Origin of the sequence: Arcobacter sp. s6 (assembly GCF_040884245.1) — a bacterium.
GTDB lineage: Bacteria > Campylobacterota > Campylobacteria > Campylobacterales > Arcobacteraceae > Aliarcobacter.
In genome coordinates this window covers 21,209-44,499 of sequence record NZ_JBEVTN010000016.1, presented here as the reverse complement: position 1 = coordinate 44,499, position 23,291 = coordinate 21,209, and the positions used below count along the sequence as shown (strand labels likewise).

At 26.6% G+C, this 23,291-nt stretch carries 12 protein-coding genes and 1 pseudogene; 6 read left to right on the top strand and 7 right to left on the bottom strand.

The window, feature by feature from the left end; genetic code table 11:
• Positions 1 to 8 precede the first annotated feature (8 nt).
• Genes fic through ABVS04_RS10940 form a run of 3 tightly spaced genes read left to right on the top strand, consistent with a single transcriptional unit; the run spans position 9 to position 4,467 of the window.
• Entirely contained in the window at positions 9 to 626 is a 618-nt protein-coding gene (gene fic, locus ABVS04_RS10950; RefSeq protein ID WP_368030772.1) for a protein adenylyltransferase Fic, read from the top strand.
• Positions 626 to 3,781 carry a type I restriction endonuclease subunit R gene (locus ABVS04_RS10945; RefSeq protein WP_368030771.1) on the top strand — a complete coding sequence of 1,052 codons (3,156 nt, stop codon included), beginning with the start codon at positions 626 to 628 and terminating at the stop codon, positions 3,779 to 3,781. The genes fic and ABVS04_RS10945 overlap by 1 nt, the downstream gene beginning before the upstream one ends.
• Positions 3,778 to 4,467: an HNH endonuclease gene (locus tag ABVS04_RS10940; protein ID WP_368030770.1), complete on the top strand. Its 690-nt coding sequence runs from the start codon at positions 3,778 to 3,780 to the stop codon at positions 4,465 to 4,467. Before ABVS04_RS10945 ends, ABVS04_RS10940 begins: the two co-directional genes overlap by 4 nt.
• A 515-nt stretch (positions 4,468 to 4,982) precedes the next feature.
• Here ABVS04_RS10940 and ABVS04_RS10935 read toward each other — a convergent pair.
• From ABVS04_RS10935 to ABVS04_RS10925, 3 genes are all read right to left on the bottom strand, one after another.
• Positions 4,983 to 6,602 carry an EAL domain-containing protein gene (locus ABVS04_RS10935; RefSeq protein ID WP_368030769.1) on the bottom strand — a complete coding sequence of 540 codons (1,620 nt, stop codon included), beginning with the start codon at positions 6,600 to 6,602 and terminating at the stop codon, positions 4,983 to 4,985.
• Between the two features lie 125 nt (positions 6,603 to 6,727).
• On the bottom strand, positions 6,728 to 7,525 hold the full coding sequence (locus tag ABVS04_RS10930; protein ID WP_368030768.1) for a GGDEF domain-containing protein: 798 nt from the start codon (positions 7,523 to 7,525) through the stop codon (positions 6,728 to 6,730).
• On the bottom strand, positions 7,480 to 8,982 hold the full coding sequence (locus tag ABVS04_RS10925) for an ABC transporter substrate-binding protein (protein WP_368030767.1): 1,503 nt from the start codon (positions 8,980 to 8,982) through the stop codon (positions 7,480 to 7,482). Before ABVS04_RS10925 ends, ABVS04_RS10930 begins: the two co-directional genes overlap by 46 nt.
• Positions 8,983 to 9,172: 190 nt before the next feature.
• On the opposite strand from ABVS04_RS10925, the pseudogene tnpA reads away from it, so the two are divergent.
• Positions 9,173 to 9,625, top strand: a pseudogene (gene tnpA, locus ABVS04_RS10920) (IS200/IS605 family transposase).
• Between the two features lie 293 nt (positions 9,626 to 9,918).
• Here tnpA and ABVS04_RS10915 read toward each other — a convergent pair.
• Both ABVS04_RS10915 and ABVS04_RS10910 read right to left on the bottom strand, forming a co-directional pair.
• Positions 9,919 to 11,193: a methyl-accepting chemotaxis protein gene (locus tag ABVS04_RS10915; protein WP_368030766.1), complete on the bottom strand. Its 1,275-nt coding sequence runs from the start codon at positions 11,191 to 11,193 to the stop codon at positions 9,919 to 9,921.
• 9 nt (positions 11,194 to 11,202) lie between these two features.
• The gene (locus ABVS04_RS10910) at positions 11,203 to 11,586 is read right to left on the bottom strand and encodes a PAS domain-containing protein (protein ID WP_368030765.1); all 384 of its coding nucleotides are present in this window, start codon (positions 11,584 to 11,586) and stop codon (positions 11,203 to 11,205) included.
• 284 nt (positions 11,587 to 11,870) lie between these two features.
• Here ABVS04_RS10910 and ABVS04_RS10905 point away from each other — a divergent pair, with 284 nt between their 5' ends.
• Positions 11,871 to 13,727, top strand: coding sequence for a GGDEF domain-containing protein (locus ABVS04_RS10905; RefSeq protein WP_368030764.1), 1,857 nt, complete (start codon positions 11,871 to 11,873; stop codon positions 13,725 to 13,727).
• 130 nt (positions 13,728 to 13,857) lie between these two features.
• Here the strand turns inward: ABVS04_RS10905 and ABVS04_RS10900 are convergent, their stop codons facing one another.
• Positions 13,858 to 15,831 carry a cache domain-containing protein gene (locus ABVS04_RS10900; protein WP_368030763.1) on the bottom strand — a complete coding sequence of 658 codons (1,974 nt, stop codon included), beginning with the start codon at positions 15,829 to 15,831 and terminating at the stop codon, positions 13,858 to 13,860.
• Between the two features lie 414 nt (positions 15,832 to 16,245).
• On the opposite strand from ABVS04_RS10900, the gene ABVS04_RS10895 reads away from it, so the two are divergent.
• A complete protein-coding gene (locus ABVS04_RS10895; RefSeq protein WP_368030762.1) occupies positions 16,246 to 21,999 on the top strand; it encodes an ATP-binding protein in 5,754 nt (1,917 codons plus the stop codon).
• Positions 22,000 to 22,253: 254 nt separating this feature from the next.
• Here ABVS04_RS10895 and ABVS04_RS10890 read toward each other — a convergent pair whose 3' ends face one another.
• Complete coding sequence (locus ABVS04_RS10890; RefSeq protein ID WP_368030761.1) at positions 22,254 to 23,063, bottom strand: DUF2971 domain-containing protein; 810 nt, start codon at positions 23,061 to 23,063, stop codon at positions 22,254 to 22,256.
• Positions 23,064 to 23,291: the final 228 nt, after the last annotated feature.

Below are 23,291 nucleotides of genomic sequence, written 5' to 3'. Positions count from 1 at the left end.
GCTTTAAGATGATTTTAGAAAACAAACTTGGTATTAAAAGCGAAATAGAGTTAGCAAAAGAAGAAGAACGAATTAGTAAATTAAAGGCTAAAAACCTTTTTGAAAGTTGTTTTTTTGATACTTTAAAAGCTGGAAGTTTTGAGAGTTTATCTATTATTCATTTTGAGCTTTTTGGAGATATTTATGATTTTGCTAGAAAGTTGAGAAATGTAAATATCTCAAAAGGAAACTTTAGATTTGCACCAATAACTTATCTTGAAGAAGCTATTAAACAAATAGAATCAATGAATCAATCCACTTTTGATGAAATTATTGAGAAATATGTAGAGATGAATGTAGCTCATCCATTTCGTGAGGGAAATGGTAGAAGTATGAGAATTTGGCTTGATTTAATGCTAAAAAGTGAGATTAAAAAAGTAGTTGACTGGAATAGTATCCAAAGAGATGATTATCTAATGGCGATGGAGAGAAGTCCTATAAAAGATACAGAGATAAAACTACTTCTAAAAAATGCCCTAAGTGATGAGATTAATAATCCTGATGTGTTTATGAAAGGTATTGATGCAAGTTACTACTATGAGGGATATACTTTATATATTACTAAAGAGCTAGAGGAAAATAAATAATGACATTTATAAATGAAGCTGAGTTTGAAAAAGCGTTAATAAAAGTACTTAGAGATAAAGGTTGGGGAGAGCATGATGTTATTAAAAATCCAACAGAAGAACAGTTACTTGAAAACTGGGCTAAAATTCTTTTTGAAAATAATAAAAGTATAGATAGATTAAATAATATACCTTTAACTCATAGTGAAATGCAACAAATCTTAGAAAAGATTATAGAACTAAAAACACCACTTAAACTAAATAGCTTTATAAATGGAAGAACTGTATCAATTACAAGAGATAATGAAGAAGATAAACTGCATTTTGGAAAAGAAATCAGTTTAAAGATTTATGATAGAGCTGAAATTGCAGCTGGACAAAGTAGATACCAAATAGTTCAACAACCAATTTTTAAAACAAAATCTAAAATATTAAATGACCGAAGAGGTGATTTAATGCTTTTAATAAATGGTATGCCTGTTATTCATATTGAGCTTAAAAAAAGTGGAGTTCCTGTAAGTCAAGCCTATAATCAAATAGAAAAATACTCAAGGGAAGGTGTATTTACTGGATTATTTTCATTAGTTCAAGTATTTGTAGCTATGGAGCCTGAAGAGAGTGTATATTTTGCAAATTCTGGAATGGATGGAAAGTTTAATAAAGACTACTATTTTCATTGGGCAGATTTTAATAATGAGCCGATAAATGATTGGAAAAAAGTGGCTTCTCTTTTACTTTCTATTCCAATGGCTCATCAGCTTATAGGATATTACACTGTTGCAGATGATGCTGATGGTGTTTTAAAAGTTATGAGAAGTTACCAATACTATGCAGCGAATGCTATTAGTGATAAAATCAAAAAAACTAATTGGAAAGATAAAAACTCTTTAGGTGGATATATTTGGCATACAACTGGTTCAGGCAAGACAATGACCAGCTTCAAATCTGCTCAACTAATTGCAAATTCAAAAGATGCTGATAAAGTAATATTTTTAATGGATAGAATAGAGCTAGGAACTCAATCACTACAAGAGTATAGAGCCTTTGCAGATGCAAGTGATGATGTACAAGCTACTGAAAATACAGGTGTTTTAGTAACTAAATTAAAAAGTAATGACCCTGCAAATACTTTAATAGTAACATCAATTCAAAAAATGAGTAATATAAATAGTGAAGAAGATGGATTAAATATCAAAGACATAGAACTAATTTCCAATAAAAGAATAGTTTTTATTGTTGATGAAGCCCATCGTTCAACTTTTGGAGATATGCTAATAACTATAAAAGATACATTTGCAAATGCCATATTTTTTGGGTTTACAGGAACACCAATACAAGATGAAAATCAGAAAAAAGACAATACAACATCAACGGTATTTGGAGATGAATTACATAGATATAGTATAGCTGATGGTATTAGAGATAGAAATGTACTTGGATTTGACCCATATAAAGTATTAACTTATAGAGATAAAGATTTAAGAAAAGCAGTTGCTCTTCAAGAATCAAAATCAAAAAATGAAATTGAAGCACTAAGTGATGAAAAAAAGAAAAAAGTCTTTAATAAATTCATGACTGAATTAAAAATGGCTGGATATATAGATGCTTCTGGTAAATATATAAAAGGGATAGAGGATTTTGTATCTAAAGCCCAATATGAAAGAATAGAACACCAAAATCAAGTTACAGATGATATATTGGATAATTGGATAACTCTTAGCCAAAACTTCAAGTTTCACGCAATTTTTGCAACAAGTAGTATCCCTGAAGCAATAGAATATTATCGTTTATTAAAAGTAAAAATTCAAGAAAAAAACTTAAATTTAAAATTCACAGCTTTATTTGATTCAAATATAGATAATGATGATGGTGCAAAATCAGCCTTTAAAGAAGATGGAATTGTAGAGATAATGGAAGATTATAATAAAAGATATGAACAAGATTTTTCATTAAAAATATTTTCAAAATTTAAAAAAGATATTGCTTCAAGATTAGCACATAAGAAACCATATAACTATATAGAAAAAAATCCAGAAAAACAAATTGATTTATTAATTGTAGTGGATCAAATGCTTACAGGGTTTGACTCAAAATGGATAAATACTCTTTATTTGGATAAAGTATTGAAATATGAAACTATAATACAAGCTTTTTCAAGAACAAATAGACTTTTTGGAGCAGATAAACCATTTGGTACTATTAGATACTATAGATACCCTCACACTATGGAAGAAAATATTAACAAAGCAGTTAAATTGTATTCTGGAGATAAACCTCTTGGACTTTTTGCAGATAGATTAGAAAATAATTTAAAGAAGCTAAATAAACTTTATGATGAAATTTCTGAGTTGTTTGAAAATGCTAAAATAGAGAACTTTGAAAAACTTCCTGATGATTTGAGTGAAAGAGCAGAGTTTGCTAAACTATTTAAAAAATTTAATGAAACTTTAGAGGCTTCTAAAATTCAAGGTTTTAAATGGTCTGAACTTGAGTATAAATTCGAAGAACCTAAACCAAAAAGAGTAGTAAAATTAGATATTGATGAAAACACATATCTGATTTTAGTTCAAAGATATAAAGAGCTTCCATCTAGTAGTGGAAGTGGTAGTAATATTGATATACCATTTGAAATTGAAGGGTACATAACTGAAATTGATACTGATAAAATAGATACTGATTTTATGAACTCTAGGTTTGACAAATACAGAAAAATAATAGATAGTGGCGATACAGTAGAGATTGAAAAAACATTAAATGAACTTCATAAATCATTTGCAACACTTAGCCAAGAAGAACAAAAATACGCAAATATTTTCATTCATGATATTCAAAATGGTGATATTCAAATAGATTCTAGTAAAACTTTTAGAGAGTATGTCGCTCAATATCAAGCAAATGCTGAAAACTCTCAAATTATGAAATTAGTAGAATTATTTGGATTGAATAGTGATAAATTAAAAGAGATGATAAATTCAAATGTAACAGAATCAAATATTAATGACTATGGTCGATTTGATGATTTAAAAAATAGTGTTGATAAGACTAAAGCCAAAGCATATTTTGAAGAGATAGAAGGCTGTAACATACCAATTCCAAGAGTGAATATTAAAGTTCACAATCTATTAAAAGATTTTATTTTAAATGGTGGGTATGATTTAGTAGGTGATAAGGAATGAAAATAACAGAAAAATATCTAGAAGCATTAAAAACTTTTACTGATTATGTAACAGTTTCAGAATGGGCACAGAAATTTAGTGAAATGTTTCCAGATGAATTACAAAAAGCAAATGAACAAGCTGCTAACCAAAAGCAAGATACTACAGGTCTAAGAGAAATTGCTGCAAGGATTTCTTCTAGGCTTTCAACAGGTGGATATTCAAAGGAAGTTTTAATTGATGATAGTGAACGCCCAAGAAAAGTAAAGTATATAACCAAAGATGAATTAATAGAACAAGAACAAATAGAAATAGATGAAGATATTGAACCTCTTAGAAGACAAGATATTATCAATAATGCAACAAATCAATTAGAAATCTTTGCACTTTATAGAATTACTGAATTTGAAAATATACAAAAAGCATTTAAACAATTTTTTGGACTAGACTTTGAAATAGATCATGCAGAAGCTTTACTTAATAGTGAAAAGCAAGGTGAACATCATCCAAGTAATTTACAATTACTTTTAAAATATCACAATGGTAAAAAAAATAAAAATAGTTGGAGTAGATTTACATTTGAAGAACAAGAAGATTATATTAAAAAATCTGTAGCTTTACATAGTTTAGTTGCTGATAAGATTGATGTGGAAATTGATAATATGATTTTAGAGTCTTTATTGGTTAGATTAGAAAAAATTTACTAATTAAACGAACGTTTTAGCACATCACTAACTAATTAATTATACTTACCTTTTTTATATACGATATATGTACAAAAAAATTAAATATATACCTTTTTCTAACTTTTGTTGAAAAAGAGTCTTTTGAATTGAATAATTAAATAAAATCAAGGAAGTAAAATTAAATTTGGAACAATTTATTCTCTCTAAATGAAAACTTAGAGAAAGTTACAAAACCTACAGAGACGGTGAAAGAACTAACTCTGTATAAATAAATAGAGCCGAATATAAGAATATTTTTCAAGTTTTAGAACCACAAACGCATCTTTTGACTAAAAAATGCCAAAAAAAAGTATAAAACTACAAGATAGTCAGCTATTTTTTGCTTGGTACTTTCAAGATTACTTCTAACTATGACTGGATATGGGAGTTCTTTCACAGTCTCAAGAGTTTGAGGAAGAGATTATTTAGAGTTTTGTGTCCTATTTAGGGTAACCAGCTCATTGATATCCTGTATATTTATAAATTATTAAATAATACTACAATTCACAAGGTTTCCCTGTATAAAAACCTTGAGAAAAACCCACACCAATTTCTTTTATAATTAAATAAATAGCTTCATCACTTACAAATTCAGCAATAGTTTTAGCACCTATTTTTTTAGCAAATTCCACTATAGTTTCAACTATAATTCTATGTTTATTACTATTAACAATATTTTTTATCAAAGAGCCATCTATTTTTATATAATCTACATTCAGTTTTAAGATATGTTCAAAGTTTGAATAACCTGTTCCAAAGTCATCAATAGATATTCTTGATCCAAGTGCTTTAACTTGTGTTATAAAATTTATCACTTCATCGTAATTCTCAATTCCTTCTGATTCTAAAATTTCAAAGGTAATTCTTGAAGCAGTTTTTGTTTTTATGATTGTTTTAATAATCTCTTGAATAGTATTTGAATCTTTTATATCATCTATTGATAAATTAATAGAAAAATACTCTTTTCTATCTTTAAAAGTATTACATGCTTGATAAATTACTTCTTTTGTAATATGAGAATATAGTTTAGTTTTTTTTGCAATATGTAAAAAATCTAAAGGTGGTATTATTTTATTATTCTTATCAATCATTCTAACTAGCGTTTCATATTTTACAATTTGATTAGTTTTTACATTTATTATTGGTTGATAATGACAAATTATTCTATTGTCTAATAGAGCTTCTCGGATAGAGCTTGCCATTAAAATATTTTCTTTATATTTACCTTCAACATTTGCACTTTCTTTATATATAGCAATTTTTGTTTTATTCTCTTTTGCAGAATGAAGAGCAATATCAGCTTTTGTAAGTAATCTCTCTTTTGCTTTTGCAATACCAACTGAAAATTGTATATGTATAACTTCATCCTCAATACGAAATATTTCTTCTTCAAACATAGATAAAAGATTTTCTATATTATGTTCTAAAATATCAACAGAAATATCTTCATAATACAAAAATGCAAACTCATCCCCATCTATTCGATATGTTTTATAGTCAGAATTTAAAAACCACTTTGAAATATTTTGTAAGATCTTATCCCCATTTTTCGTACCAAAAAAATCATTTATTTCTTTAAATCCATCAATATTAAATATAGCACAAGCTTTGGGAGATTTTTCATCAATATCTAAAAGTAATTTTTGTCTATTAGGCAAAGATGTTAGGTGATCAAAAAAAGCAAGTTTTTCAATCTTTTTTTCAAGTAAAATTTGTGCTGTTATATCTCTTCCACTTCCAATCGTTCCTATTAATTTACCATTATGATCATGTAAAGGAGCTTTATGTACTTCTAAATAAGTAAGTTTATTTTTTATATTCCCATACTCTTCAAATTTCATAGATTTCATATGTTCAAGTACTACATAATCAGAATTAAAACATAATTCTCCAAATGTGTGCCATTGCTTATTATCTGGATGTTTATTTCTTTCTCTTGTTGCAAAATAAACATCATTTTTCCCTATAACTTCATCAGGGCTTGCCATAAGTAAATAATTACAAATTGCATCATTTGCATACAAATAATTACCTTCTAAATCTTTTGCCCATAACATATCAGGTAAATGTTTTGAGATAAGTTTTAAAAAATTATCTGATTGTATAATTGATTCCATAATATAACCTCTTTAGACATAAAAAACAAAATAAGTATATCAAAATTAAACAGAAAAACTTACATAAAATTGCACTTTTATTATTATAATATAAAACAAAAAGCTCATTATAGTTAATATGTTAGTTATTTTATAGTAATTCTATCTCTGCCTTCATGTTTTGATTGATACAAGGCTTCATCTGCTCTTATTAGTGCTTCATTAATAGAAAAATTCTTTTGTAATTCAAATCCACCAATACTAACAGTAACTTTTTGACCATGTAAAAAAATATGTTGTGAGATATGTTCTTTTACTTTATTAGCAACTATGAGGGCTTTTGATTTATTAGTAAGAGGTAAAATAATTAAAAACTCTTCTCCTCCCCAGCGTCCAACAACATCAATATCTCTAGTATCATTTTTTAAAATAGTCGAAATTTCTTGTAATACTTTATCTCCAACTGTATGTCCAAATTTGTCATTAATTAATTTAAATAAATCTACATCAATAATTAAAATTGTAGAAAAATAGCTATTATATCTAAGTACCTTTTTATATTCTTCTTCAAGTTTTTCATCAGTTTTTAAACGATTATATAATCCTGTTAGTTTATCAGTCACAGAAAGCTTTAATAACACTTTATTATGACGTTGTAAAAGATATTGTCTATATAAAAATCCAATAATTATAAGAATAAATATACTGATCATTCTTATAATATTATCTTTACTAAAGAAAGGATATTTTTCACTTGATACCCAACGATTAATTACTAACTGTATATATTGTTCATCTAAGCTTTTAACCAATTTCTCAAAAATATCATTTAAAATTGGTTCATCGTTTCGTGTTGCTACACCAAAAGAAAGAGTGTCTTTTAATCTTAAAGATACTTTTAATAAGCTCGTATAATCTTTTTGAATATGAGAAGAAACAACCATAAATTATCTATATATCCATATACCTTGCCTTTTAGAACTAACTCAAGACCATCATTAATAGATTTAACTTCAACGATCTCTAAATGGGGGTATTTAGTTTTAATTTTTTCTATAATTGAATATCCTTGCACGGCAGCTATTCTTTTATTATTTAAACTACTAATATCATCCACAAAAGGTTTCTCATTTGTTGTTACTATTACAATAGGCATTGATAAATAAGGTGAAGTAAAATTCATATATTCTTGTCTTAAGGGTGTACTTGAAGCTAAAGAAAAGATATCACACTCCCTTTTTTTTGCTAATTCAATCGATTCTTGCCAATTTTTTACAGTTAAATATTTAATAGGAATATTCAATTTATCTTCAAAATCCTGCATAACATCAGATGCAATACCAATATGTTTATTATTCTCAATAGCCTCAAGAGGATACCATTGGGGATCAACACACATGGTTATATATTTTTTCTTTTTTAAATATTCTTTTTCTTTTTCAGTTAGAGAAAAATCAATATTAATAGATTTAATGAAATTATCAAAAACAAAATTATGCAAAACTTCTTCTTTATTTATAAAACCTGCTTGTTTAAGTTGTCTAAAAGATAATTTAGTCAATTCATCATTAATCTCTCCTATCTTAAAGAAATCTAACATCATTAATTTAACAATCTCTTGCGCCTCATATTCTAGTGCTTTTCTAGATTTATTAACCCCATATTTTTCAATTAAGATATCTATTATTTCACTACTATTTTCTATTGCATATTTCCAACCCTTATTTGTAGCATCAATAAAAGCTTTTGTTCTTTCAGGATTAGTAATAACCTCTTTTTGAGACGTAAATAAATTTCCTGCACTCATATTAAATCCAAAATCAAAAGGTTCAATTATTTCATAAGAAACATTTTTTTGTTGTAATTCATATAATTGATTAGAACGAAATGCACTCATAATATCTACTTTTTTATTAATGAAATCATTTAAATCAAATGACTGTTCTATGATATTTGAATTATTTTTAGTAATATTAGAATATTTTAATAATAAACCTAATGTACTATATTTAAGTTCATTTTTAGTACCCATGATAGTTTTATTTATCATTTGAGTGGGCTTAGTAATCCCTTTTTGTGCAATAAATATTAAAGGAGATTTTTGTAAATAAGTCCCTAGTATAATCATTGGTTTGATTTTATTATTTTCAATAAAAATACTAGAATGATTTATACCATAAGTACTTACGCTATTTAATACGTCATTAACTGTATCAACATTTTGATTATATTCTTTAATTTCAACATCTAAATTAGCTTCTTCATAAAAGCCTTTTTCTTTAGCAGCAACAAATCCAGCAAATTCGAATTGATATTTCCAGTCAAGTTGCAAAGATACTTTTTCTAATGCAAAAAGAGGAAGTGAAATACACATAAAATATAAAATAAGAAATATCTTCAAACTACTACCTGTGATTTTTAAATTATTATAACATTAATTTAAGAAAATTTACAAAAAAGAAATATAATAATTTATTATAAGTCAATTTTCTTAAAATTTATTATTTTTTGTTCTTAAATATAATTTATCCTGTTTTAACATAATGAGACCACAGTACAACAAAAATAATCTGTAAAATCTTAATTTTTTCATGAGTGATGAACATATATATAAGAGCCATAAGACTTTACTACTATATCATTTAGTATTTCCAGCAAAATATAGGAAGAGATTATTTGATGATAATATTGATAAAAAGTTAAGAGATGTTTGTATTGAAATATCAGAAAGATATTAGATAATATTTATAGAAATAGGGAATGATGAAGATCATGTACATTTTTTAGTCCAAAGTGTGCCTACAATTACTGTAATGAAAGTTGTAACAACAATAAAAAGTATAACAGCACGAGAGATATTTAAAGAGTTTCCAAAATTAAGAAAAGATATGTGGGGCTCAAGCTTGTGGACAAGTGGATATTATGCAAATACTGTTGGCTTGTATGCAAGTAAAGATACAATAAAAAACTATATAAAAAATCAAGGTTCAGATGAAAAGAATTATAAAAAAATCTATGAAGGTCAACTAAAGTTTGATTTATAGCAAGATACCTCGTACCCTTGGGTCGGGGAGTATTTCATTAAAGAACCAATAAATAAAAATAGTCATAAAGACGTGATAAATCATCAACATTTAAATAAACAAATTTTAGAAAAAAAATCAATAGAAATTAAAAAAAACGCTTTATTTTAGTACTTTTAACAAATATTACTAAAAATTCGTTTATAAGATAAATATTTATTAGACCCATTTTGGAACAATTTTTTTCTTATACGACTTCGAAATGTGAGATTCTTAAATTAAGAACTTAAAAAATACATTTTAGTTATATAGTTTTAATGACTAATATTCGAACTCATATTTTTGGCTTTTACTTCATTTTTACCTATGAATTTTTTTTCATCTGCATTACTTACAATTAATTTTGCAATAATATCTGTATCTACTGCTACATCATGAGATTGAGATGCTACTTCTGCATTCTTTTGTGTTTGTTGATCTAATTGTGTTACTGCTATATTTATTTGTTCTATTCCTGATAGTTGTTCTTTACTTGACAGTTCAATATCTTTAATAAGTTGTATGGTGTGAGTAATATTTTGATTAAGTTCTTTATATCCTTTTATCATATTATCTGCTATTGTTTTACCTTCATATGCTTTTTTAGTAGCATTTTCTACAATTATCTTTATTTCTTTGGCAGCTTCTGCACTTCTATTTGCAAGATTCCTAACTTCAGCTGCAACAACTGCAAATCCACGTCCTGCTTCACCTGCCGTTGCTGCTTCAACAGCTGCATTTAGTGAAAGAATATTTGTTTGAAAAGCTATTTGGTCAATTACAGCAATAGCCTCAGTTATTGAATTAACTTGTACATTTATTTCTTCCATTGCCATAGTAGTTTCATTGGCTAACTTTTCACCTTCTTTAGCTGAGTTGGTAACATTATTTGAATAATTTGCCATTTTTAGAATATTATCTGTATTATTTCTAATATTTGAAGTTATTTGTTCTAATGCAGCAGCTGTTTCTTCAAGACTTGCAGCCGCTTCATTTGAACTAATATTTAGTTTATCTACATTTTTAAGTAGTAGATTTGAACTTTGCTCTAATGTTAAGCCATTTGATTTATTTTCCTTCAAAATCATAGAAATTAAATCAGTAATATCATTTAAAGAATTTGTTAATTTAGAATTTTCATCATCAATTTTATTTGTAAAATCCATATGTGAGTAACTATCTAAAACATTTAATATATTTTGAGTATTAGAACCTAAAATTGATTTTAAGCCATCAACTAAATTATTAATTGTTTTTCCAATATAATTTAATTTTTTATTACTTGTATTTAGATGATAAATTTTATCAGAGATATTTCCATTTGCAATTTTTTCAGTTACAAGCATAATTTCACCATAAAGGGTAATTTCTTCTTGATGTCTTTTAAATAATTTCTCGCTAATTATATTTAGTTTATCTATAACTTTTTTATCAGTAGTTTTACTTTTATTTGTTAGTGTTGGAAAAGAATTTATTTCACCATCTATAAATTTTTCTATATTAGATAAGATTTCTAATGTATCATTTTGATTTGAATTTTTAAAAAACATAAAGTAGCCTTATTTTAGAGTTTTATAGAGATTAATTGCATCTTCAATTTCTTTATCAGTAGGTTTTATTCTTACTGAAATATATCGCAATTCTCCTTTTTCATTCTTAGAAGGATAAGCAGTTGCATTAACCCAATAATATCCACCATTTTTTGTTTTATTTTTTACAATTCCATTCCATATCTTTCCGTCTTTAACTGTTTTCCATAAATCTTCAAATGCAGCTTTTGGCATATCTTTATGTCTAACTATATTATGAGGTTTCCCAATTAATTCTTCAATTGTATAACCAGCGATGTCGCAAAAATCTGAATTTGCAAAAATAATGTTTCCTTTTGCATCTGTTTCTGACACTATCATAGTATCAATTGATAATTTAACTTCTTGACTCAATTTGTTTAGCCCCCATTTATAGATTGATAGATTAAATGAATAATCATATATTAAAAATACTTAATGAATAGGTATTTATTGTTATTATTTTGTAAAATATGATAACAATAAAAAATGAAATTAGATTATTTATTAAAAAGTAATTTTAAAATATGTAATATTTGTATTTAAAAAAATAACTCTTAATTATTTTAAAGAAGGTATATCTTAAAAAAATATCAAAAAGTATAAAAATAAAATAATTTTATGTTATTATTATTTAAATAAAAAAAGGTTTTCTCAAAGTGAATTCTAACAAAAAAATAACGATAATAATTTCTGCAATGGTTACATTATTAACTATAATAATAGTGATACTAGTTGCAGTAGGATCAAGAGAAAGTGGATATGAAAGCACAAAAAAAAGAGCATATCTTACTGCTGATATAGTTAAAAAATCATTGACTTCTCATATGGTAAATGGAAATATGAATCAAAGAGATGTTTTTTTAAATAGTATTAATAATCTTGAAGAGGTGAATAAATTATGGGTTATTCGAGGAGCAAGTGTTAGCAAACAATTTGGAAATTCAGATATTGGTAATGAAACACCAAAAGATGAGATAGATAAAAAAGTTTTAAGAACAGGAAAAGAAGAAATAGTTATTACTGAAACACTAAAAGATGCTTCATTGCGAATTACAATTCCATATACTGCCTCTTCACTTGATAAACCAAATTGTATTTCTTGTCATAATGCACAAGAAGGTGAAGTGTTAGGAGCGATATCTTTAGAATTTGATATTCAAGATGATAGAATTTCAAGTATAACTGTATTGTTTAATGTTGTTGTTATAATAATTATCTTTTTAATTTTTATATTGATTTATATAAGTAAAAAAATTAAACCTTATACAACCTCATTTGATTCAATTACAAAAGTATTAAAACAAGTGCATGAAGGAAATTATTCAGTAAGAGTGAAAGAAGGTGTTTTAAAAGAGGATAAAGAAGCTTCTTTATGGTTAAATGAAATAATTGAAAAACTCGATTTAGTACTTACTGGTATAGAGAGAAATTTAACAGCATTTGTTCATAAAAGAGCATCAAATTTAAATAATGATAAATTGTTAACTGCAAAAGAAATTATTGAAGATATTTCAGAAATTTATAATTATAAAAAAACAATTGAGACTGATCTAACTAAAGATGATATTTATCATAGATTAGTTCAAGTATTTAAAGATAAATTAAAAATTGAACATTTTTATATTTTTGAAAATGATTTAGTTAAAAACGAAAGACATGTTGTATATAAAACAAAAGATACTATTTCTTGTTGTGAATTAACAAAAGATATTAAAACACTATGTAGAGCAGAAAGAACTGATATTATTGTAATATCTGAAAACTTTCCTGAAATCTGTAGAGTTGCGACTTGTAAAGATAAAAAAGAATTTATATGTATACCTTTTCTTATTAATGAACAAAAAAGTCTAACAGTACATATTTTATGTAAAGATGAGGAAGCTTTAAAATCAATTAAATATCAAATAGGAATAATTAAGAAATATTTAGAAGAAACAAAACCTATCTTAGAAAGTAGAATATTGATGGATGTCTTAAGAGAAAGAAATTTAGTTGATGGATTAACAGGACTATATAATAGAAAATATTTAGATGAGTTTATCGATAAAAAAATGTCATATGAAATTCTAGAAGGATCAACTTTTGCAGTAATGTTTTTAGATATAGATTACTTCAAAATGGTTAATGACACTTATGGACATGATGCAGGTGATGCAATTTTGCAAAAACTTTCTAAAACAATGAAAGAATGTATAGGAAAAGATGAATTCATTATTAGATTTGGAGGAGAAGAATTTTTAATTATAATGAAAAATCCAACTCATGAAAGTGCCTATGAGCTTGCAAACAAAATTAATAAAGAGTTTGAAAAAATAGTTTTTACTTTTAATAATGAATCTTTTAGTAAAACAGTAAGTATAGGTTATTCATTCTTTCCTGAAGATACAGATCAAATTTGGAAGTGTATTAAATACGCTGATTTATGTTTGTATGAAGCTAAAGAAACAGGAAGAAATAAAGTGATTAAATTTTCAAAATCACTTCTTAAAAATAAGGATGAATCAAAATATTAATTCTTTTTGAGTGGTTTACTTTTAGAGGAAAAATTTATTTTAATAGTTTTATGGACTAAGTAGAAATTTACTTAGTCTCTCTTTTAGTATAGATTTAGTAAAAAGAGTATTCTTATTTATAAGAATATATTTAATATAATTTAATATTAGGAATTTCAATTATAAATTTAGCTCCAGAATAATCAACATTCTCATAGTTATACTTTTCATTAGAAACAAGAAGTTCTCCATCTAAATGCTTTTCAACAATTTCTTTACTCATATACAAGCCTATTCCTGTTCCTTGTGATTGGTGTTTTGTAGTAAAGTATGGTTCAAAAATTCTATCTATGATTTCTTCTTTTATTCCACCTGCATTATCTTTTATTTCAATATATAAAATATCATCTTTAAAATAAGTATCAATAAATATCAATTTTCTTTGATTTTCTATGGTTAGTAAAGCATCTCTTGCATTATTTAAGATATTTATTAAAACTTGAATAAGTTCATTTTCTATTGAAGATATTTTAGATTCTTCTATATTTTGAATAATTTCAATATTTTTAGCATTGAATTGTGCTTTTACTAAAGTTAAAGTTTTAATAAAAGTTTCTGAAATATTAAATTCATTAATTTTATTATTACTTGGATTAAAAAAATCTCTGAAATCATCAATTGTAGAAGATAAATATTGTGCAGATGTATTTATTGATACTAAGGTTGAGTAAAAATCATCATCACTTAGCATATCCATCTCTTTTTGTAGTTTCAAACCTGTTGACGCTGTTGAGATTACAGATAGTGGCTGTCTCCACTGATGTGCGATATTTCCTATCATTTCACCCATTGCTGCCATTTTACTTTGTTGCATTAGTAAATATTCTTGATTTCTCTTATTATCTTCATACTCAATAATTGTATTTGTATATTTTTTAATAGTTTCATCAATTTTATAAGATACAAAAATTGCAATTAAGATAGATAATAATGATAAAAAGGCAACCCATGTTAGTGTTTTTATTATTGCATTATTTGTATAAGTTTTTATTGATTCTTTCATAAGAACAATTTGCTTTTCTAAATCTTCATAATAAAAACCACTTGCAATTATCCAGTTCCAATCTTTTTGGAGATAAAAATATGACATTTTTAAGGCAGGTTCTTCAGTAGATGGTTTTTTATACCAATACTCAGAATACCCTTCACCTTTCTCTACTACTAAATCTAAGAAATCTTTTCTAAATCTATTCCCTTTTACATCTTTATCTTCATCAGAAACTTTAGTACCAACTAATTCTGGTCTATTTGCATTTAATAAAACTGTTGCAAACTCTTTTCCACCTTTTAGATTATGAACATTTAGGATTACTATATACCTATCTTTTTCATTGTATTCATCTGATGTATATCTATTTAGTACAAATTCTTTAGCCTGATTTTCTATAACATCAAGATATTCTCCAATACCAAGTACTAAATCAAGTGGTTCAAATTTTGTTATACAAGTAATTTTAGGAAATTCTTTTTCTTGATTATCTGGTTTTGTAAAATAAATTTTACTAAACGCTATTTTATTTTTTTCTAAAGCTGCTGTATCAAGTTGCATAAGACTTTGACCTTGAGAGTCTTTAAAATCAGTCATATCCTTTCCCATAAAATTCTTCATTGGGTGGCCAAAAATAATCTTTGTTTTATTGTCATACATAAAGTAATAGCTACGATCATCATTAAATTTTATCAAAGCTAAGGTTTGGGCTATTTTTTCTTTTATTTCTTCTTTACTTAGGGTATCTTTGTAAGTATTATATGTTTGATTTGCCACATTTAAAGCTATTTTTATCTTCTCAGTTAAAGATGCTTTTAAATCATCTTCCATCGTTTTTATAAGAAAATTTATTGTATCCTTTACGGTATTAACATCATTAAATACTTTTATTTTTTGTTTTTCGGTATACTCTTTTTTAGTTTGTTCAATATGCTCTTCCATATGATTATTAAACATGCTTATTGTTAAATATGAGCTTATACTTCCAATGGCAATAATTGAAATAAGTACCAATGATAGAATTGGCAGTAAAAATCTTTTTGATTTATAATTACTTTCATTTGATATAATTTTCAAAATATTCCTTTAATTAGTAACTTATTCTATCATAATAACTTTTAAGAAATAACTCAACTCTTTACTTCCAAATTAGCAATTTTAATTATAAACTCTACTAGATAATTAGTAAATAAATACAAAACACCTTAAAAAGCAACTTACTAACAATTCTAAAGAGCAAAGACTTTGTTTATCTTTGCTAAAGTTGGAACAAAACTGGAACAATTTGTTTTCTCTAAATGAAACTTAATGAGAGTTCCAAAACTACAGGTTGTTGAACTTGTTTTTATAACTCATCTTTGTAGCAATTTTCTATCCATATTATTATAAATAGAAGTTTTGTTTATTCTTTTATTAGATATAATTTTTCTAAACATTAATTAGACATAAAATTCTTTTCAATAATTCAAGTAAATACAAAAGAGATAAAAATTGAGAGTAAAAAATAGTGCAATAACATACACTGGATATGAATATCAAACACTTTTTGGTGTTCTAAAACTTGCAACCTGGCTAAATAATCCAACTGAATATGAATGTATATGCTTTGAATCAGATCAAGAAGATACTCCGCAAGGAATAGATGATATTGTATTGAAACGTAATGATGGAAAAATAGATTATATTCAAGTAAAATTTACACCATCTGAGTATAAAACAGAAAATGCTTTTAGTTGGACTTGGTTATTAAAAGTCACTGGTAAAACAGATTGTTCAAGATCTATTTTAAAGAAAATTTATGATGCAGTTCAATTAGTTGATAAAGATGAACAAGGAAACATAATTCTTCTCACAAACAAAATTCCAGATCGTGAAATTGAAGCCTGTCTAATTAAAGAAAAATTTAATTATGACCTTATTACTTCAGAGGCAAAAGCATTAATAAATGAACAGTTGGGATCGGAACAAGAAGCCCGTGATTTTTTTGAAATCTTACAAGTGAAGGATAGTCAAAAAAGTTATACATCATTACAAAATGAAGTAAAAGAAGAGTTAGCAAAGCATTCAAATGATGAGGGAATATATAGATTAAAAGATATTGCCAGAGACTGGGCAAAGTTTAGAGACTATCCAAGTGAAGGTGGATGGATAGAGCTTCATCATATTCGTGAAGTACTTTCTATAAAAAGACCAAAACCCATCCTTCAATCCTTCCTTATTCCTGATAATTATTGTCTCCCAAATAAAGAGTTTCATGATTCAATTTTCAAAAGGATTACAACTTCGGAAGGAGGAGTAATTTCAATTACTGGTGAACCAGGAAAAGGTAAAAGCACTTATTTAAGCTACTTGTATCAAGAATTAGAAAAAAATAGTTTTCCAGTAATTCGTCATCACTATTTTTTATCAATGCAAGATAAAACACAAGATAGATTAAATTTTGGAACTATTGCTGAATCATTGTTTTCTCAAATTGAGAGTAAATATAAAGACATTGAGTTATCCTCAAAAGAACCAGAAAATTTAAGTAGTACATTAGAAGAGTGTGCTAGATACTATAAAAATGAAGGAAAACCTTTCATTTTAATAATTGATGGATTGGATCATGTTTTGCGTGATAACCAAAAAGACATCAAACCACTTGAATCCATTTTTAAAGAACTACTTCCCGTTTATGAAAACCTGATATTAATCGTTGGTACTCAGCCAATTGATGATGATCAACTTCCTAAAACTCTTCTTCACTATTCTCCAAAAAAAGAATGGTTTTATTTACCTTTTATGTCAGGAGATTCGATTCTTGAATACCTAAACTATCAAATTAATGCAGATAGACTTTTTTTAAATATACATGAAGACATGATAGAAGAAGAACTTGCAAAAATTTCAAAAGATTTATTAGAAATAACTTCAGGATACCCCCTTCATATGATTTATTCTTGTGAATTCTTTTCTTTAAATGGAGAGCCCTTATCTACATGGAAAATTAAAGAATTGCCACCTTGTGATAGCACTAATATCGAAAGTTACTATAAAACTTTGTGGCAAAGTTTAAATTACAAACAAAGAGACATACTTCATTTATGTAGTGAGTTTTCATTTATATGGCCAAGAAATGCATTCCCTCTTATCCTTGGAGACAATGGCAATGAACCAAGTTTAAAAGCAGTATTACATCTTTTATACCAAGGTAAATCTGGAGTTAGACCATTTCATGAAAGTCTTGTAGTTTTTGTGAAGAAACAAGAAGAACACAACGAGAGAGTTTCAGCTTTAATTGAAAAAGTATGTATTTGGCTTGAAGAAGATGCTTCTGAATATTTAAATCAAACTTATAAATGGTTATGTAAATCACAAAGTGGTAACAGTCAACCATTAAGAGAAGGGTTAACAAGAGAATGGGTTATTGAAAGATTAACTGAGGGGTATGATAATGAACTAATTATTCCCTTATTTAAAGAAGCTGAAACATTATCATTCAACGAGTTAAATTTTCCAGAAGCTTATGCCCATAGAGCATTAAAAACAAGGTTAAATAATGGTCCACAATTTCAAACCTGGGATTTTCCTCTTTTAAAAGTTTTCTCTTTTTATAATTCTCCACAATCATTAATTGACACAGAACTAACACAATATCAAAATTATACACCCAAAGATTTAGCAATATTATCAATTGCATTATGGAATAGAGGAGATAAAGATAATGCAAAACTCATTGCAGAATATGCAATTACTGTATATAAATCCCAAGATACACTAAATAAAAGCATAAATAGAGATGATGAAACCCCAAAAATTCTTATTGAGGCAGGTGTTCTTTCTAATTCTCTAAACTATAATAAGTTATTCAATGAAAATAAATTTATAACCTGGGAAGAAAAAAATATTAGATACTTTTTAGATGCATGTATTAAAAAACTCGATGTGGGTCTTTTAATAAGAGCTTTTGATAATATTTCAGAATATCAAATAGCTAATCAATTTGAGTTATCTCTCCTTAGAATGAGTATTATTGAAGATTTTGATATTTTTTCTTGGAAAGAATTTGAGTTAGGACATAATCTTTCAATTAGTCAGGTTTTAAAACTAATTAGAAATGGAAATCTAAAAACTTATGCAGGTGAAGGATCTTTTTATGCTAATAATTCTCTTTATAAATTATCGGATTCAATTAATTATCATGAATGGTTTTTTGATGCAGTAGAAATAAAATTAAAAGCAACAGGTGATTTTTCTTGGCTAAGTTTCCAAGCAGAAGATGAAATAGAAAGAATTGATATCTCTTTTTATCTTAATACACTTACAAGACTTGCAAGTGATGTAGTTGAGTACTTGTTATTAGAAAACAATTTAAGTTTTTATACTTGTAGTATTCTACTAGAGTCAATATCCTTTCCTGAAGATACACAGTATAGAGAAAGAAGAACGCAAATTTTATTCAAGCGTGAGTGGTTAAAAATTTCTGCAGACCTACATCTATTAGCAAAAGAAAATATTATTGAGATAGATACTTTTAAAGAAGTTATTGATTCAAAAATATACTTATCTGATTGGTTAAGACTTTGGTATAAAGACATAATATTAAATGTACTTTCAGATGATGCAGCTGAATTATTAATTGAAGAAGAATTAAATAAACAATCTTCTGAATTAGAAGAGACTATAGAACGTTCAAATGCTAATCTTGAATTATCAAGTATTGCTTTTAGGCATAACAATGAAGAACTATTTAAAAAGTGTTTAATACTATCATGGGAATATGTGATTGGATATGGACATCATAAAGACATAACAATTTTTAATGTTTTAGATTCAATAGATTATATATCTGAAGACTATCCTTCTGAAGCACTAAATTTTCTAAAAAGAATTTCTTCAATTGTCTATAATATTTCAAATTTTACAGATGGAGATGAGACAAGGCATGCTTTAAATGAAATGAATAGTCTATTGGCAAAATTATCCCCTGGAACATTAGCATCTAAATATAATCAAGAAATACTTGATGGTGAATGGTATGAGGCGGAGGCATCGTTAAAAGGACTATTAAAAGAAAGTGATTTTAATTCAGTTTCAGAAAAAGCCTTGTGCCTTACAGGATTAGGAGAAGATGTAAATGATATAGTTGTTTCAAAAGCTAGTGAATTTAATGCTGAAGCTACTCAAATTGTTGAAAAGCTTAGTGCCTTATTGAACTATGATGTAACAGAAGAACCAGCGGAAGTATTAGAGTCTTCCAATACTTCCAATCCAGCAAAAGATATAGATATTTCTATCTATCCCCCAGATAAGATTTATGAACTTGATAAGGTCACACAAAGCTTATTTGGATTAAAAGACTTTTGGATTGAATGGTATAACTATTGGGTGGAAAATGGAGAAGAACAAGCACTTACTACTATACTTCCAGAATATTTATCAAGTCTTGAAGATAAGTTTTATAAAAACCCTATTCTGTATGATTGTTTGTTTCATAGTATAAAGAAATTCAAAGGGAAAAGAGAAGCTTTTCAATACTTAGTCTCAGCACATATCTATATGAGAGGATGGAGTAATTACCATGGAGCTGAAAGCACACTTGAAAGATTAAACCATGTTGGTACTTTTTATAAAAATAGAGTCTATGAATTCATTACCAAGACGACAATACATATTGATAAATGGATTGAAGACCCTGGAAGTTTAATCATACCGAATGATGATTTAGTATATTTATTAGTTAAATCTAATAAAAAAGAAGAAGCACTTAGTCTTACAGAGTCTATAGTAAAATCTCTTGAAGATGATACAAGAAACCTTATTTTGGAGAAGCCTAATTGGGATTGGAATGATAATCAAAATATTGAAGAAATTTTCCTTAATATACTAATTTCAAGGCTAAAATGGCCCATTCCTACAGTGAAAGTTTGGGTAATTCAACAATTAGCTGAATTATTAATACAATTACCTTCTCTTGTTGAAAGTAAGATTACAGAAGCACTAAGTTTTTGTAAACTTGAATCTGAATGTATTGAACTATTATCTATTTTCTTAATGGCCAAAGAATTAGGTTATATACCTGAAATTGAAATTGGTGAATATATAAATGCAAGGTCAACCCTTTCAGATATGATAATTAATGAGCTTGGACTTACTAAAAATGGTAATTATTCTACAGAGTTTGATTTTACTATTTTGTTATCAGGTAATAATAATAATTTTGATAGAGCACAAGGAACTCATGTCCCTCTTGTATATAGTAGTAAATTAAGAGAATTAGAAAAAGACACAGGCTTTCCATTGACAGATTATTATAAATCTGAATGGAATAAAACATTCGAATATGCTTCAAATACAAATGACTCTTATAGCTATTTTATAAATTCAAATAGAGATAATACAGGTCAATTTTATACGATAACAAGTCATAGAGGACGTTCAGCATATCTTAGAGTACTTGAAATAGCTAAACTTTATTATGAAATGCCTACAAGCTATGCTGAAAATCTTGCTACATTAGCATTACCAATAGAGCCACTATTTAATAATTTAAAACCAGTTAAACCTAAATGGATTCCAGAGTGGACCTATGAAGAGAATATAAGTTCCGATAATTTAACAGAATTTATTCAGAATTGTTCTATAAATTTGAATAAACTTGATACAGACAATGAATTGGCAGTGATATCTTTTCCTCATAAAGTTAATGATACTGTCTGGTTGGATATTGCAATTGTAAAAGCTTTACATAAAGATGAAATAGATATTGCTAATGTATCTTTAAAAGAAAGAGATAATGCTTTTGCAATAGGCGAAGGTTTAAATCAATATATTACTTATTCTTCATTTGAAAATGAAAATGAAGAAAACTATGTGCAACTCACCGGATTAACGTATCCCATAGCACGATATGGACACTTTTATTCTGATTTGGAATCAAGAGGTATTTATGTTCCTTTGACCTATGATGAGAATAAAGATATTGTTTTAATTCCAGCAGAGCAAAAATTGAATTTTTTACTTAATGGAACAACTATCGGAGAAGCATCTTATTGGTATTATAGATGGGCATCTACACATCCAAAAGGAATTGATTCTTTATGCGGCTCTTATACTTTACTTTCTAAGTCAAATATAAATAGCATAATTAATCATAAGTATAAGGAATGGAAAGAAGTATTTATTTGTGAGATAACAATTCTTAATAGAGAACATTCTTATGGAGAATTCAATAAAGATAAAAATATCTTAATAGTTAATGTGTAAAATTTTGAATAAGGGATTGATCTCGATACAGTAATTAGGACACAAAAATCGAAACAGTTTCTTCCTCAATCTCTTCCTTTTAGAGGAGTTTTTATTAAGAAAAAGCTTGTTCTAAATATAGTTGAATTGGTGAACATACTCCAGAAGGTATTGATTTTTGAATTAATCACTATAAGTATTCTTTATTCACATAGCTATTGTTGAAATTTATTTTGCAAAAATAGTCAAATCTTCGTACAAAATGAAACAGGATTCTATATATATTTAGATTTATCAAAGTCCACAAAATCTAATCCAAATAGTCCTTTTTTCATTTCTGCTTTTGAAAAAGTTGTATGGCAATAACCATACTTTTGACATAGATTTATAATTTCAGATATATTCTCTTCTGTAGCTTTACAGCCAAAAATTATCTTGGATAAAGCACTTTTATTAAAATTTCGAGAACCATTTTTTTCATAGTCAATAATTCTAACTTCTTGCTCATATTCCCAATCAGTATATTTTGTCAAAAATAAGGTTGCTAAAGAGTCTTTGGGATTTTCTGTATATGATAATAATTCATACTCTTCTTTATATTCCACAACCCCATATCCATCAAAAAAATCATAATCTTTTGAAACATCCAGTTCAAATGCCAATCCCGTATGATTATTAGCATAATGTGACCACATTGTGATATTATCGTCCGTTTTTGATAAAGAAAGAATACCACATTGATTAAATAACTGCTGATTTAACCTGTTAAAATTTTCCACAAATTTTTCTTGATTTGTACTATACTTTTGAATGTAACTTTCAACTGGAAAGTCACTCTTACTGCTTAAATATGTATATCTTTGAAGAATTTCTGCTTCAGAGTATATTTCATTATAGGATAGATTACAGTCAAATGGGTCATTAAAAGAACTTGGTAGAGCAAAATAAAACTCTGATTTCTCAATAATTTCATTTGTTCTTGTTCCAAAATTTCTAAATTTATATAATTTTTTTGGAAATATATCTGATTCAATTCCTCTTTTAAGTAGTTCTTCTCTTAAATATGTTTTAGGTGGTTGTGGCATTGTTTTTATTTTCTCCAGTAAAATTTATTTTATTGTATCAAACAATAGATTTTATTAATGAATTTTAATTATAAACTAAACTAAAATATAATCAAAAATTTCTTACTTTTGGAGTATTTTACTAAAAAGTAGATTGTTCCAAAAAGAGTTGAAATTTGGAGCATGTTCAATAAGTACAGGTTATTGAACTTCATTTTTTACCTTTTATAAGTTTAATCCTAATAATTA